Origin of the sequence: Leptospira koniambonensis, from assembly GCF_004769555.1 — a bacterium.
GTDB classification, from domain to species: Bacteria; Spirochaetota; Leptospiria; order Leptospirales; family Leptospiraceae; genus Leptospira_B; species Leptospira_B koniambonensis.
The window spans coordinates 732951-748370 of sequence record NZ_RQFY01000004.1 but is presented as its reverse complement, the minus strand read 5'-3'; the positions used below and the strand labels follow the sequence as shown (position 1 = coordinate 748370).

Genomic DNA, 15420 nt, shown 5'->3' with positions numbered 1-15420 from the left:
CTAACACATGAAGTATAAGATCGGAATCGTTTCTATAGTTTTGCTTCTCTCTGTTTTCGGATTGAGCGCTGATGAGAAAGAAAAACTCCCGGATTTCAAATTGGCCGATCAAAAAGGAAAAGTTTTCAGTTCATCGACTGTAAAAGGAAATATGTACTTTTTACTCGGTTGCGGTTTTAAAGATGTGATCCTTTGCAGAAAACACGGCCGCAAGATCTATTGGAAAATGCAGACATTATTGAAAGATGAGGATCGTGTTATCTTCTCCGCTTATTTGAATTTAAAAAACGCTCCTTCTGAAGTTTTTGATTATATTCTCCAAGAAAAGAAGAAAGATTACGAAAGTATTTTGTTGGATAAGAAAGGGATTTTATCCAACGGTTTAGCAGAGGGAAAATCGTTTTTGAGAGTATATTCTCCGAAAGGCATGCTCATCCACAAAGAATATTTCGAGTCTGTAGATGATGCAAAAGTTTCTGAACTTTATAAACTGATCCGAAGCGGAAAATAAAATGAATATAAAGATCTCTTCCTGCCTTTCACTTTTGTTAGTCTTTCCCTTCTTTGGGTGTATAAAAAAGAATCCACATGCTGCCGATTACTTCGAAAGATATTTTAAATACCAAGATTTTATCCAAACTGAATTCAAAGACGATCCAGTTCGCGGGATTTTATACGGAAATCCAGAAGCAGATTCAGAGGAGAAGTTTTACAAGAAGGATGGGTATCTTGCTCTTTCCTTTCGGTTAAGCGAGAGTGGCGGCCGTTTCAGAAAAGAATTATCAGATTCTCCCCTTTCTGTATTTCCAGAGAGTCCTTATTCAATTTTTGTAAAAACAGAACCTACAGAATTTTTTACAAAGCCGACTTATAGGATCACTCGAACTGTTGAGATGATTTCCCCAGAAGTGAGTGTATTCGATATTTTTCCATTGATAGAAGAGTCCGTACAATATCTTCGCAAGGCAGAGCCGAATACAATTTTAGAACATTCTCCTCTTCAAAAATTTTTATGCCATCAATTTGATTGTGAGATTAAAAGAGAAAATGGTGAACTTTTTTTGATGTATACACTTTCAGAAAGAATGAAGGAACAATTCCCGCTAGCTTATAAAAAATGGAATAAACGTTTGAGTCAGGTTGCTTTTAGATTTCAGTTATTCCAACCAAACGGTTTTTCTAAAGGGTGGGAATTTTACAATGAAGGAAAAAAAATTATATTAGGAATTCCTGAATCTCCTAAGGGTTACTGGTCTTCTCCCAAAACTTTACATCTCAGAACTTATATGTTTATCAATGTTTTCGGGTTAAAGATAGATATTCGAGGGCTAGGATATACTCTTAAATTTAGTCGTTCTGGAAATACAGATACTGTCACAGGATTTTATAGTAAGATCCCTGAGACTACAATAGGTGGTAGATTTCTTTCTATCTTCCCTCCTGGTGCAGTGAATTTCTTCATCCCTGGAAATATGGACGAATATGCCGAAGGAAGTTTTAAACTTTTGGTAGAAGGGTCTGATGGTAAGGGTGGGACACGTTTCGAAAATAAAACCAAGCGTAACGGGAACAAAACCAAGGTTCTACTTACTACTGAATCTGAAATTTTCAGAGATCGTTTTCTTCCTTTCAAGTCGAGTGACGAAGATGATGAGCCTTCTTTTTTTACTGAGCTTGGAAAAAATATCGTATTAGATTTAAGAGGTAGATGATCCTCAAAACTTCAAGTAAACTTGAAGTTCGTAAAACCAATTTAGAAACTTTCCAAAACTGCTTGACTGGACCTCTTTCACAAATAATCCTAATCGGATTCGGTTAACGACCGAATAATATTTTTAGAACTGTGTTCGGAGGAATCATGGAATTTACCCTGTTTACCACCACGAACGGGCTTTATTACTTAGTTAAGTACATTCACTTTTTAGCTGGGGTAACCTGGATTGGAATGTTGTACTACTTTAACTTTGTACAAGGTCCTTTCTTCAACGAAACCGATGCGGATACAAAGAAGAACGCAACTCAGAAATTAGTTCCACGCGCATTATGGTGGTTCCGTTGGGGCGCTATGTTTACCTTCTTGTCCGGTATTGCGATGATCGCTATCGCACTCGGAGCGCAAGGCATTCCGCATAATTCCCAATGGGTAGTAGTAATTCTAGTAGGTGCACTTTTCGGAACGGTAATGTGGGCGAACGTTTGGTTCGTTATCTGGCCGAATCAAAAAGTTGTGATCGCGAAAGCTAAAGGAGAGACCACTGTGGATCCTGCTCCTAATGCAAACCGCGCTTTCGTAGCTTCTAGAACTAACACTTTCTTCTCTATTCCAATGTTATTTGCTATGGGAGCGGCTCGTAACCTTCCTATTAACTATAGCCCAGAGAAGTTAAGAGTTTTCCTTGGAATTATGGTACTTTTGATTGTGATCTTTGAAGTAAATGCTTTAAGAGCAGACCAAAACGGACCTACTGTTAAGCCAATCAAAACCGTAAAAGCAGTAATTACTAGCGGAGTGATCTTTGCTTTAGTTACTTATGTTCTGATGGAAGTTCTTTTAACTGCTTAAGGAATATTGAATGAACCCATTCCAAATCAATCGGAGTGGAAGCGAGAAGGGCGGTAATCACCGCCTTTCTTTTTTTAGCTTTCTACTCTTAGCTATTTTCGCAGCAACATTCTCTTTATGTAAAGAATCTAAACCTCTTTCTCCAGAAGCAGAAGCTGGTAGAGGATTGTATATGGCAAACTGTCTAGCTTGTCATAATGCTAATCCAAAACTGGATGGGGCTGTTGGACCTTCTGTGGCAAATTCTTCTTATGAATTATTAGAAGCAAGAATGAGAGGAGAATATCCTCCTGGATATGTTCCTAAACGCCAAAGTACTGCGATGACCCGGTTTAATTTTACTGAAGCTCAGATAAAATCTTTAGAAGAGTTTTTGAAGCAGTAAGAAGTTTAGCTTCGGCGAGAAGGTTTCCGCTCGCCGTACCTTCTTCTTAATTTCGTCCGATGGAGAGTCGAACATTTCTAAGAATGTCGATGATCTGCTTATGGATTCTTCCATTAGAAGCTACTACTTCTGCTTGGCCGGATAAGAAATGTTTTCCTTGAAAGTCAGTAAGTTTGCCGCCTGCTTCTGTTAAGATCACTGAGCTTGCTACTGTATCCCAGAGTTTTACACCCTTCTCCCAGATCCCATCGAGTACACCTTCTGCGACCCAACAAGTATCTAAAACAAAAGATCCTGTCCTTCTCATGGATCTACCGCAGCTGATAAATGCAGTGATGTCTGAGATAACTTCGTTCAAAATTTCCTTTCTGTTTGTAGGAAAGCTGGATACCAAAAGAGATCTTGCAAGTGCATCTGTATTAGAGACATCAATTCTGAGTCCGTTCTTGAATGCACCTTGGCTTAAGATTGCAGAGTAACGTGTGTCCAATTCAGGTGCGAATACAACTCCAGCGACTGGAGTTTCTCTATGCTCTAAACCAACGGACACACAATAAAGAGGGATTCCTCTTACGAAGTTCATAGAGCCGTCGATAGGGTCTAAAACCCAACGGAAAGAATTGCTTCCGTCATGTTTGAAATAATCTTCGGAGATGATTGAGTCGTTTGGAAAGTTTTGTCGGATAAAATCGATCAGGAATTTTCCCATCAATTCGTCCGCTTTATGAATACGGTCTTTTTCTTCGGAGTCACTTACGATCCCGAAAACACGGATCTCTTTTTGGAGTTTACGAGCGGATTCCAATATAAGCCCGGATACGGATTGGACTGATTTCACTCTCTTCTTCACTTCTTCAAGAGGGAAATCTATGGGAGGTGCTAAGGATTCCATGTTCGGGCTTATGTCCTTTATACCCGTAAAATTTTCCAAGCCATGTTCCCCGAGGGGGAAATAATCCTCTCTGATTTATGAGATCGGAGCCAAGCGAAGAATGAATTTCGGGCAGATTCTTCTAAGGTCATGCTGCCTGGTCTTAACAAAAGATCAACAACTTGGTGAAACGAATTAAAATCCTTTGCGATCTTGTCTAGAGAAGGATCCAGAAACCTGGCCGTTAAAGTAAGGTATTCCACCGCTAAAGGAGCGAATATTTTTCCTAGAGTCCAATCTGAAGGAGTGATCCCGAGAGACTCATGGATAAGATTGACTTGTTTAGAATAATCGATCTCTTCAAAGATCCCGAAATATGTATGTCGAATCCCTTCGCCAGGTTCTCTTGAAATTTGAACCATAAAATCCGATTCTTGGTATCTTTTAGCGGTAAAATCTATGATTGCTCCTTCCAAAATTGTAAGTGAATCTAAGGGAACTACGCGAACGGTGAAGTAAGCTCTCTTGGTGTAAACGGACATAGTTTTTCCTTGAGAAGCTTGTGCATATATATCTTCCTTGGGAGCTCCACCAAGATGCATCAGGTGAAAACTGGTAACGATTGCAAATGGGGGAAGTTTCTCTCTCCATACTTCTGGAGAATTTTCTCTGAAGACTTCTCCTTCTGTGTAAAACGGTTTGATCAGAAATAAACGATCAATATCTCTTTTAGGTCTGGGTTCAGGAAGAACAAGAGAATCTGCAACTAACTCAGGAGCATATTGCAGAATAGATTTGAGAAAATCTTCTGCAGCGCTAAACTCTATTTCGAAAACAGAAGTAGAAGGTAGAATAAATTTTTCTTCGAATTCAACGAAGGAAGTATGAAGATTATCCACATAAATGGAATTCGTCTTATTTCTCCCATTCGAATTATTTCGTAAGAGTCTATTTAATTCTTTAACTTCACTTAGCTTCATTTTTTCGTTTTAGGCAGGATCCTCACCTCAAATGGTTTGAGTAGCTTGAAACCGGCAAGAGCCTTCTTACCGGAATGATTGATAAAAATTTCGTAGTTTTTGGACTTTCCTTTTCTAAAAGTACGCTCCACTGATGGGCCGTAAAAAGTAAAAGGAATGCCTGCCATTTTTAAGGTTCTTCTATATAATAACATAAACGAGATCGGACTCAGACTCGCTCCAACGTATACGACAGATCCTTTTCCGAATCGATTACAAGTTATGACAGGTTTTCCTTTATAAAATTTCTTATTATCAGAATATCTTGCCCAAACCTTGGCCGTAGTAGGTTCTAAGATCTCACAAATTTTGGAGCAGGTTCCCGGTAAAACCCTGAATCGGAACTTAACGTTTCGATTTCCCACTGCTTCAAACTTTCTCACTTTAACCCCTGCCATTTCGGAGAATGGACCAGGCACCTGAGAATCTAACATCCAGGAATTTTTGTCCTTCAATCCTGATCTATATCCTAAAACTAAAACACCTCCCTCTCTAACGAATTGCTCCATTTTTTTAACAATGGAATCATCTACCATTGCATAGAGAGGAAGTACCAAAACCTTATACTTGGAAAAGTCTGCTTTGGAGATAGGTAAGAAATGTGTGTTTACATTTAGAATATTCAGACCTGCAAACCAAGTCGCCATCTCAATATCGTAGCCAACTTGAGCAAATGGAACAGGGCTATGTTTTAAACCGGCAGAGATAGGTTGGTGTTTAAAATTCCTAGCATTCTCAATATCATGGAGAACAGCTACATCTGCAGGAAAATGTTCCGAAGCAAAATCTTTGGCTTCAGGTAAGATCTCAGAGATCCCTTTTTGCAATTCCAAGTATCTATCAGTCAGTGATTTGTCGTGATCTAAAATTCCATAACAAAGTTGTTCTTGTCCGAATCTTGCAGTTCTATATCTGAAAAATACAATTTGTTCTGCACCTTGGACGATTGCTTGTTTCATCCAAAGTTGTATTTGACCTGGAGCAGGAAGATAACCTAAGGTATCATGTCCTTGGAATCCTGAAATTTGTTCCATCACGGTGAAAGGAAGATCTTTCAATCCTCGATTGTACTGATGCATCGCTGAGATAAATGGATGAGGGAAAGGTTCTTCTTGGTCTCCCCAGGTAGGATAATTATCCCAAGAAACGTAATCTAAATGAGTGAATAATTCGCTCATATCAATCACAGGAAGAAAAGGACTAGGATATAAATTCGTAGTCAGCTTTCTGTTAGGAGAAAACTTTCTAACAATATCAGACTGCAATTTTACAAAGTCCACAATCGTATCTGAATGGAATCTGTAAAAGTCTTGGATCATAGAAGGATTAAATCCTGCACTCACATGAGGACCTGGAAGAGGGATCTCATTCCAATCGTTGAACATCACTCCCCAAAAAATATTTCCCCAAGTATCATTTAGATTTTGGATCGTTTTATATTTTGATTTCAACCAAAGACGAAATGTTTTGAGAGAAGTTTCTGAATGATCTATGTCTGACCCTTCGTGACCGATCTCATTGTCTATCTGCCAACCGATTACAGCTGGATGATTTCCTAATGTTTGGGCCATCTTAGTCACGACCCGAATCACTGCTTTTCTATAATTCGGAGAAGAAAAACATGCCTGTCTTCTTGTTCCTATATTTCTTAAAACCCCATCTCTCACTTGGAGAACATCAGGGTATTTTTTAGCAAGCCAAGGTGGGAATGTTGCTGTTGGAGTTCCTAGGATCACATCCATTTTATGTTTATGAAAGAGATCCAACATCTTCTTCCAAAAAGAAAAATCGAATTTACCTTCTTTAGGTTCGACTAATGCCCAGGAAAATTCTGCGAGACGGACTCTGGTCAGTCCCATGTCCTTCATGATCCGAATGTCTTCCTCCCAATCTTTGGGAGTCCATTGTTCAGGATAATAATCAGCTCCGAAAATCATTCGGTCCTCGCATGTTAAAAAGGTAGAGACGATGATTCTCTTGAGGGAAGATCTTTCCAGAAAGAAAACCTTTAAATCCCATCGAAATTCGGAAAAAATACTGTCTTTTCGATACGATTCAGGGAGAATAGATTAGAACCTCGTCCTACAAGGTCGGGAATCCAAACATTACATGGAAAATCACGACATATACCATTATGGGATTCTTCCCGACGTTCACTTTCGTTTTTCCTCAGCCGAAATTTCTTACGCAGTAACCGCAGCATCTAACTTACATGGTTTCGATGACGCAGGTACGGAACTTCTGGCAAGGACAATGCTTGCCGCATTCTTCTTAGCAGATCTAGTAAAAGATGATACAAAGGTAAGTGTTCAAATCCGCTTTTATGATGATACTGAGATACACTCAGTTTTAGCTTATAGTACTCGTGACGGAAGACTAAAAGCAACCTTAAGACATCGCCCGGAAGAAGATATAGAATCTGGACAGATCTCTGAGGAAAATTTAGGAATTTTAAAAGTATTCCGTTGGAAAGACGGAGAATGTATTTATCAATCCATAGTTCCTTTTAGAAACCAAAGTTTCGAAACAAATATTGAAAACTATTTAAGAGACTCTGAGCAAGTCCCTTCTTTCTTAGTAGCTTATATTAAATTAGAAGGTTTGCATTGGAGGATCAAAGGTTTATTTTTACAAGCATTGCCGGAAGCAAGACCGGAACATATAGATGCAGTTAGAGAATTAGCCGGCAAACTAGAAGAGGAAAAATCCAAAGTTTACGAAGGAACTGTTTCTCAGGCATTAGAAATTTTGCAATCTTCTTGGAATACAAAATTCGAGATTTTGGCAACCGGAAGACCTGAATATAGATGTGATTGTTCCGAAGAGAAGATCAAAGAACTGATCCAAAATTTAGGAAAAGAAGAAGCAATGGATATTGCAGAAGAGCAAGGACAGATCGAAGTAACCTGCGAATTCTGTAATTCCATCTATAGATTTCCAAAGGCAGAGGTCTTAGAGTTATTTTAAGAAATAGAATGTTAGGACGGTTCGAAAATCTTACCTTAGATTCTATAGATATCCCTGTCTCAAAACTTGCAGGGATCCTTGCGGCAGTCTGGAAAGAAGGAAAGTTTCCCCTGCTTCTTCTTTCCGGAAAAATGGGCTCAGGCAAAACCACTTTCGTTTCTAAACTTGTAAAAGCTTTATTGGATGAATTAAAACCTGGATTGGATAAATCCAAACTATTTGTAAATTCTCCTACTTATACTTTGATGAATGAGTATCCGTTTCCTCAAATCCAAAACAAATCGGAAGATCCGTTAGAGATCTTTCATTTCGATCTGTATAGAATTGGTTCTTCGGAAGAAATTCCAGATCTTGGATTTGAAGAATATTGGAACGGTAAAGGGATTTCGCTAATAGAATGGTGGGAAAAAGCAGAGCCTGAATTTAAAGACAGAAAGTTCCGTATCAAGATCGATTTGGCAGAAGCAGACGAAGACACTCGTAATCTACAGATTGAGTTTTTGGGAGAAGAATGGAGAAGGTCCGATTTAGAGATCGAGTCCTTCTTAAGCTCGGAGAAAATACTATGACAAAAATATTATTCTTCGATGCTACCAACACTTGGATCTTAGTAGGCTGTTATCTTAAAACGGAAAATGGCAAATTAGAAAAACTTTCCGAACATAGAGAATTGCATAATAGAGAATCTTCTCTCTTGCTTATTAAAGAAATTTCTAATTGTTTGAAGGTTTCTAATTGGGAAAAACCTGATATAATAGTAACTACTACTGGCCCTGGGTCTTTTACTGGGATCAGGATATCGGTGGCGACTGCTCGGAATTTTTCACAGATCTGGAATATTCCGGTTTTGGGAATTGATAGTTTAGAATTGTACTCCTGCCAATATTATGCGGAATCAGAATCTCCCGTTTGTGTAGGAATAGAAGCGAAACAAGGAAAAGTATATTTCGGTCTAAGAGACTCCAGAGGTTATTGGGGAACAATAGACATTGCTCCGGATTTGATTCCGGAAACCATCCCGGAAGATAGGATAGGCTCTTATCTTACTGGAATTAAGTTCAGTGACTCTCCCGAATTTTTTGCGGGAACAAATATGAAAGAAAATCTTCCCTCGTCGGAAGCGATTATATTAGAGAAGTCCAGCGAGATCAAAAAGGCATTAGCAAAACCAGAAGATCATTCGTATTTGCATTTGGTTCCGAATTATCTGAGAGGAACTTACGCTGATGATAAGCCTAAGGTATATTATACATGACACAAAAAAAGAAAATGGTTAAACAAATACAAACAAAGAAGAAAACCAAAGAGAATATTGAAAAGATCAAAGGATCTACACGATCTGTTCCAAAAGAATCGAAAGATAATGATTTAAGAAAAAAACTCAGAGAAGCAAAGGAGAAGGTTGCTAAAAAGAAAAAAGATCATAAGTCTTCCCGCTCCACCGAGTCCGAAATCTTTCCGGTCGAAAAAAAAGCTCCGCGAGATCATAAAGATAAGAAATTCGATCCGCCTCCACCACCTTCTTCTCCGCCTAAAAAAGAAAAAGAATTTAAGGCTCCTAAGTTTAAGAAAGAATCCAAACCGGAATCACATGTTCCAGCACCAAAGCCCAAGTTCTATGATAGAAAATCAGGAAGTCATGATTGGGAAAGAGAAAATGAACCTGGCAGAAAACTTCTAAAATTTTTCCGTTCTAACGCTGGAAAGGTTCTCTCTATGCAAGAGATTTACTCTAAGTTCATTGCTCATGCAGGACAGAAAAAAGGTTTTAGAAGAGAAAAATGGGAAGCCCAAGAACAAAAACGTTCTGCGGAAGAAGTTTTAATATTCTTCGAAAAAGAAGGTCTGATTGAGATCCAAAAAAAGAATATCATCGTTCGTCCTAACCAAACTTTAAGCGGAACTATCTCTTTAAGTAAAAAGGGAGATGGTTTCGTAAAGCTGACTACAGGAACCGAGGTATTCGTTCCAGGTCAGTACACTTCTTCTGCAATACAAGGTGATCTTGTAGAAATTCTTCCTACAGGTATCGGCCGCAAAGGAAAGTTAGAAGGAGAAGTTGTCTCTGTTCTACGCAGAGGTCGTGAACTTTATAGAATGAAGGTCACTGAGAAGGATTATAAATTTATAGTCGGGACCTTCTTAGATATGGAAGGAGATTTGAAAGAAGGTTTCCTTCCCCGCAAAACATTACTCCAAGATCTGCAAGATGAGATCAATATCGGAGATGTTTTGATCGTTACCTTAAAGCAGGATTCTGATCACGAAAAAAATCTATACGAAGCTCACTTTGTTCGTTTTGAATCGGATACCAAAGAAGACACTGATCTGATGAGAATGCTTATGAAGTACAATTATACGATCCTCTATCCGGAAGAAGTAAAATTGGAAAAACTTCCAGATGAAGTGGATGAATCCACTGTCGACAATTGGAACTCCAGAGTGGACTTGAGAGAACTCAAATCCATCACGATAGATGGAGAATATTCCAAGGATTTTGACGATGCAATTTCCTTTATAGATGAAGGGAAGAAGATCCGATTTTACGTTCATATCGCAGACGTTTCTCATTATGTACAACCTGGTTCTGATCTGGATATAGAGGCTTACGCAAGAGCTACTTCTGTTTATTTGGGAAGTAGAGTTGTTCCTATGCTTCCACCTGAACTTTCTGAAAATCTTTGTAGTCTCGTAGCTAAGAAGAATCGACTGGCATTCACAGTAGAGATGGAAGCAGACTGGAGCGGGACAATCTTCCATGCTAAGTTTTATAAATCCATAATCAAAGTAGAAGAAAGATATACATATAATCGAGCAGAAGAAGAGATCAAATCTGGAGATCCTAAGAATTGGATTTTCCAGATGATGAAATTTGCAGATATTCTCAGAAAGAGAAGACTTAACTCTGGAAGAGTAGATCTAAATCTGAAAGAGAATAAAGTAATCACAGACTCAGAGCATAATGTAGTAGAGATCAAACCTGTGGATAGACTTCAGGCGCATATTTTGATCGAAGAATTTATGCTCTCTGCAAATATAAAAGTAGCAGAGTATATTCGCAAAAAAGAAAGACCTACTCTGTATCGTGTCCATGAACCAATGGATGTAGAAAAACTGGAGATGTTGAATTCATTCTTAAGCTTGAATGGAGTTAATGCTCAGCTGCAAGACACAAACTACGAGTCCATTCGACACGTTCTACAAGTGATTGAAGGAAGTCCTTCAGAGCGTTTGTTCAATATTTCTCTTTTGAGAAGTTTTATGCAGGCCTATTATTCGGGAGAATATCTGGGGCATTGGGGATTAGGTTTCACAGACTATTGTCATTTCACTTCTCCAATCCGTCGTTATCCTGACTTGGTTTGTCATAGAGTTTTAGAAAGTATCCTACTCTCTGAACAAGAGCCATATTCCGAGGAAGATATCAAAATAATGGGTCTTCATACTTCTCACGAAGAAAGAAAGGCAACTGATTCTGAAAGGGATTATTATAAACTCAAGGCTTGTAGGTTCTTAGAGAAAACAGGAATCAAAGAATTTACCGCAACTCTTGTAGGATTTAAAGCAGCAGTTGCATTTGTGGAATTGAATAATCCTCCAGTGGAAGCAATCATCCCTGCAATAGAATTCACAGACGAAGGTGAGTTACAAGCAGAGACAGACTTCACATTCTATTCTAAAAAATATACCAAACAATATTCATTAGGTGAAACATTCCCTGTTGAATTAGATAGAATTGATTTTGAAGAAATCAAAATTTACGTGAAGATGAAAAAATTCCAAAAGAAAGGATAGACAAAGTCGAACATATTCCAGAACATTCGTTACGGCAAACTTTGTTATTTCGAACAAAGTTTAGGAGTTAGAATTGGAATCGTTTCTGGATGAGAAAGTTTCTCGTAGTCGCTTTCTAAAATTTTTGCTCAAAACGGCGGCCATCTCGGCTATCCTAGTTCCTCAAGCTTCCTGCAAACCTGGATCAATTCCTAAATTGCATGGATTGAGTGATTCTGAATATCTCGCCTTCAAATCATTGGAAGAAGTTTTCCTGGTAGGAAATCCAATCCAAGGATTCGACTTGGGAGTGGCTGCGGATAAGTATATCTATGGTCATCCATATCCTATCGATACAGAGTCCGTCTTGAAATTATTGGCATTCTTGCCTGGCTCTTCTCTTGTTTCTCTCGCTTTGGATTTTTCTTTCACCTCTATGGTGGGGCTTTCCAAAGAAGATAGAGAGAAACGACTTCTTTCCTGGAAAAACTCTTCCTTATCTTTGAAAAGAGGCGCTTATAATATCATGCGCCAGTTGTCCTTCTTCTTAGTTTCAATGGAAAGAGATTATAACGAACTAGTGGGATATAAAGGTTAAGAACTATGGGCGGAATTCCTAACGCAAATTCTGAGATCATCACTCCGGAAAAACATGAATCTTTGATCAAAGAAAAAGGTATCAAAGACGGAGTTTGGAAATTACAAGCAGAAGCTGTTATCATAGGTTCCGGAGCTGGAGGAGCAGTAGTCGCTGCCACTCTCGCAAAAGCAGGCTGGAAAGTAGTCCTGATCGAAGAAGGCGGATATTTTACTCCTGCAAAATTCACTGGAGATGAATTTCTTTCCCAAGCAAGATTATATAGAGACGCAGGGTTTATCATCGCAGAAGAGCAAACTCTTTCTATCCTACAAGGAAGAACAGTAGGTGGTTCAACCACTGTAAACTGGCAAACTTCTCTTTATCCTCCTGATTACGTGACTAACGAATGGGATTCCCGTTTCGGTTGGAAAGGTTATGGAAGACAGGAAATGGACTCTTATATTTCAGAAGTCCACGAAAGGATTGGTGTCCACGAAGTTCCGCCAAATCTGATCAATGCAAACAATGGCACCTTAATGAAAGGTGGAAAGGTATTAGGTCTGCATCCGGAAGTATTAAAGAATAATAATAGAGGCTGTATTGGTCTCGGCCGTTGTGGTTTGGGATGTCCTATTAATGCAAAACAATCCGCATTCTTAACTTGGATCCCAGATGCGATAGAAGCAGGTGCGACTGTAATCTCTAATATGAGAGCACAATACATCCAAGACGGCGATATTAAAACTGTAGTTGCAGAATTCACTCCCGATCCTTATGAAAAAGCTCCGAGCAATATTCTGGAAAAAGTAGTGATCGAAGCTCCAGTAGTGATCGTAAGCGCAGGCGCTATCGAAGGTCCTGCACTACTGCAAAGATCCGGACTCGGAAATGACTGGGTGGGAAGAAATTTAAAAGTCCATCCTACAAGCACGAACTTTGCGATCTTTGATGAGACGATCAATATGTTCTCTGGACCTCCTCAATCTGCAGTTATCAAAGATGGTCATAACCAAGATAATACAGGTTATGGCTATTGGTTAGAAGTTGCGCCATTCCGTCCTACCTTAGCGAGTTCACTGATTCCTTTTTATGGACAGAGACAATTCGATGCTATGAAGAAGTATCCGAACATGAGCGCAGGTATTGTGCTAGTGCGTGATGGTGCTGATGGCGAGGCGAATGCTTCTGTAAAATGGTCCTTGGGAAGAAGAAAAGTTTATTTCGAGATTACTCCTACCGACGGTAAAAATTTACTCAAAGGTTTGAAATCTCTCGCAGAAGTGCAAGTTGCTGCGGGTGCGAAGGCGATCATATTCCCATTCCCTGATGTACAAGATCCAATCCCTGTGGATAAAAATTCTAAGTTTGATTGGATCTTGGATAAGAGTATCGAGCCAGGAAAGATCGCAATTGGTTCTGCTCACCCTCATGGTTCTATCCAAGCAGCTAAATCAGCCGACTTAGGTGCAGTGGATATGGATTTCCAACTCTATGGTCATAAGAATATTTTTGTAATGGATGCTTCCGTTTATCCTACAGGATTATCGGTAAATCCTCAAATTACGACCATGAGCGTGAATCTTAGAGCTGCAAGAGCCTTGGCTCAAAGAAAGGCAGAGGTTTTAGGAAATAAATAATTCCTTTAGGAAGGCGAGAATTCCACTTTATTCGTGGCGTTCTCTTCCAAAATTGGATAAATGCCTTCCTTCTTTTGTAGTATTCGGAGGGAAAATGTAGGTCTTACTAGTATGGGTAAGTCCTTCTTTTCTCTGCTGATTTGCTTTTGTATATTCTTCTCTTCCAATTCTGTCTTCGCAGACATGAAAGAAGGTAAAAAAGCTTATTCCAGAAAAGACTACACAGAGGCTCTCAAACAATTCCAAAAGTATAATGATGGAAACCCTTCTTCCGGCGAAGCTTGGATGTACATGGGTTATATCTATGAGAGCAGAAAAGATTATACTAAATCCATCCAAGCTTTCAAGAAAGCTGTCAGTTTAAATCTTCCTAAAAAGGATCTGGTAAACTCTCTTACAAAGATCATTCTTTATCATAATTACCAAAGAGATTATGGAGAAGTTCTCTCTTATTCCAGTCGATTATTGAAGATCGATCCTGACCTTTCTCATATCCAAAAGATCAGAGCTGCCGCAGAAGAGAGATATTCTTCCGGGGGATCTCGTAAACCTGTTTATCATGAAGAAGAAACTGAACAGGAAAGTGTTTCCAGTCTCGAGAAAAAATTAAAACAAGAACCAAACAATAAAGAGATCCTATGGAGACTTGCATTAGCTTATTATAATGAAAAAGAATTTGCTAAATCCGAATCTATTCTTTCCGGATTAGTCAAAAATGAACCGGAGAATGTGGAGTACGGTTATAAATATGGGGCTCTTCTTGTGCGTGTCGGAAATTACGACGATGCACTCGTTGTTCTGAATCGTATTGAACCTAAGATCTCTTCTGAAAGAGAAAAATTACTCTATTATACACATCTTACGCAAGCGGCCGCTTATCATAAAAAGAAAAATTTCGAAGAAGCATCTAAGTATTATAGAAAGGCACACGCAAATAAGCATACGGTTCTTCCTTTGATCGGTCTGACCAAAATTAAATGGCAGCAAAAGGATTGTGATAGTGCGATTAAAACTGCCGAAAAAGCACTCGAATACGGGGAAAAAACCAGAGAGATCCGAATGTATATCGGCCTCTGCAAAATACAGATCGGCAAAAAAGAAGAAGGTTATGATCTTCTGAAAGAGATCGGTGCCGCTATCGAAAAAGAAAATCCGGAACTGAAAGAACTTCCGGATGTATATTATGACGGTATCTTAAAACTCGCTAGATATTATACAAACAACGGAAACTACGAAAAAGCTCTTAAATATTTTCATGCAGTCCAACCTGACGAAGAAGAGATCAGAGAATATAATTTCTATTTAGGTAAAACCTATTTATATACAGGTTCCGTAGACAAAGCAATTGCTCATTTAGAAAAGGTAGAAGATTCCGCTGGAGCCTATTATCTCTTAGCAAAATGTTACGCAGAGAAGAATGATCAAGACAAGACAATGTCCTATATTAAAAAATCCGGAAATATCAAATCTTCCTATTGGTCATCCGCAGAAAAAGATAAAACATTCAAAAAATTTAGATCAGACGAAAGTTTTAAGAATTTTCTGGAAACTCGTGCTGGAACCAGAGATCATAAAAAATCTGAAGATGATAAAGAAGACGATGATTCCCAAGATAGGGACTAGT

The 15420-nt window shown here is 38.8% G+C and carries 14 protein-coding genes; 11 read left to right on the top strand and 3 right to left on the bottom strand.

What is annotated here, in order from left to right:
* Nucleotides 1-7 precede the first annotated feature (7 nt).
* From EHQ52_RS07555 to EHQ52_RS07540, 4 genes are all read left to right on the top strand, one after another.
* Complete coding sequence (locus EHQ52_RS07555) at nt 8-511, top strand: hypothetical protein (protein ID WP_135614603.1); 504 nt, start codon at nt 8-10, stop codon at nt 509-511.
* Nucleotide 512: 1 nt separating this feature from the next.
* On the top strand, nt 513-1712 hold the full coding sequence (locus EHQ52_RS07550; protein ID WP_135614602.1) for an LIC10025 family lipoprotein: 1200 nt from the start codon (nt 513-515) through the stop codon (nt 1710-1712).
* A gap of 146 nt (nt 1713-1858) precedes the next feature.
* Nucleotides 1859-2563, top strand: coding sequence for a urate hydroxylase PuuD (locus EHQ52_RS07545; RefSeq protein WP_167492188.1), 705 nt, complete (start codon nt 1859-1861; stop codon nt 2561-2563).
* Nucleotides 2564-2573: 10 nt separating this feature from the next.
* Complete coding sequence (locus EHQ52_RS07540; protein WP_135614600.1) at nt 2574-2948, top strand: c-type cytochrome; 375 nt, start codon at nt 2574-2576, stop codon at nt 2946-2948.
* A 46-nt stretch (nt 2949-2994) separates the two neighbouring features.
* Here the strand turns inward: EHQ52_RS07540 and EHQ52_RS07535 are convergent, their stop codons facing one another.
* The 3 genes from EHQ52_RS07535 to EHQ52_RS07525 are packed head-to-tail and all read right to left on the bottom strand — an operon-like array spanning nt 2995 to nt 6775.
* Nucleotides 2995-3840 (bottom strand): inositol monophosphatase family protein, encoded by an 846-nt coding sequence (locus EHQ52_RS07535; RefSeq protein WP_135614599.1) that lies wholly within the window; start codon nt 3838-3840, stop codon nt 2995-2997.
* 17 nt (nt 3841-3857) lie between these two features.
* Nucleotides 3858-4799: an LIC_10030 family protein gene (locus EHQ52_RS07530; protein WP_135614598.1), complete on the bottom strand. Its 942-nt coding sequence runs from the start codon at nt 4797-4799 to the stop codon at nt 3858-3860.
* Nucleotides 4796-6775, bottom strand: a complete 1980-nt coding sequence (locus EHQ52_RS07525) for a beta-galactosidase (protein WP_135614597.1) — start codon at nt 6773-6775, stop codon at nt 4796-4798. The genes EHQ52_RS07530 and EHQ52_RS07525 overlap by 4 nt, the downstream gene beginning before the upstream one ends.
* Nucleotides 6776-6947: 172 nt before the next feature.
* On the opposite strand from EHQ52_RS07525, the gene EHQ52_RS07520 reads away from it, so the two are divergent.
* From EHQ52_RS07520 to EHQ52_RS07490, 7 genes are all read left to right on the top strand, one after another.
* Entirely contained in the window at nt 6948-7805 is an 858-nt protein-coding gene (locus EHQ52_RS07520) for an Hsp33 family molecular chaperone HslO (RefSeq protein WP_135614596.1), read from the top strand.
* 8 nt (nt 7806-7813) lie between these two features.
* Entirely contained in the window at nt 7814-8374 is a 561-nt protein-coding gene (tsaE, locus tag EHQ52_RS07515) for a tRNA (adenosine(37)-N6)-threonylcarbamoyltransferase complex ATPase subunit type 1 TsaE (RefSeq protein WP_135614595.1), read from the top strand.
* Nucleotides 8371-9060 carry a tRNA (adenosine(37)-N6)-threonylcarbamoyltransferase complex dimerization subunit type 1 TsaB gene (gene tsaB, locus EHQ52_RS07510; RefSeq protein WP_135614594.1) on the top strand — a complete coding sequence of 230 codons (690 nt, stop codon included), beginning with the start codon at nt 8371-8373 and terminating at the stop codon, nt 9058-9060. The genes tsaE and tsaB overlap by 4 nt, the downstream gene beginning before the upstream one ends.
* Nucleotides 9057-11600: a ribonuclease R family protein gene (locus EHQ52_RS07505; RefSeq protein WP_135614593.1), complete on the top strand. Its 2544-nt coding sequence runs from the start codon at nt 9057-9059 to the stop codon at nt 11598-11600. Before tsaB ends, EHQ52_RS07505 begins: the two co-directional genes overlap by 4 nt.
* A 73-nt stretch (nt 11601-11673) precedes the next feature.
* A complete protein-coding gene (locus tag EHQ52_RS07500; RefSeq protein ID WP_135614592.1) occupies nt 11674-12177 on the top strand; it encodes a hypothetical protein in 504 nt (167 codons plus the stop codon).
* Nucleotides 12178-12182: 5 nt separating this feature from the next.
* The gene (locus EHQ52_RS07495) at nt 12183-13796 is read left to right on the top strand and encodes a GMC family oxidoreductase (RefSeq protein WP_135614591.1); all 1614 of its coding nucleotides are present in this window, start codon (nt 12183-12185) and stop codon (nt 13794-13796) included.
* A gap of 111 nt (nt 13797-13907) precedes the next feature.
* Nucleotides 13908-15419, top strand: a complete 1512-nt coding sequence (locus tag EHQ52_RS07490; RefSeq protein WP_135615680.1) for a tetratricopeptide repeat protein — start codon at nt 13908-13910, stop codon at nt 15417-15419.
* Nucleotide 15420: the final 1 nt, after the last annotated feature.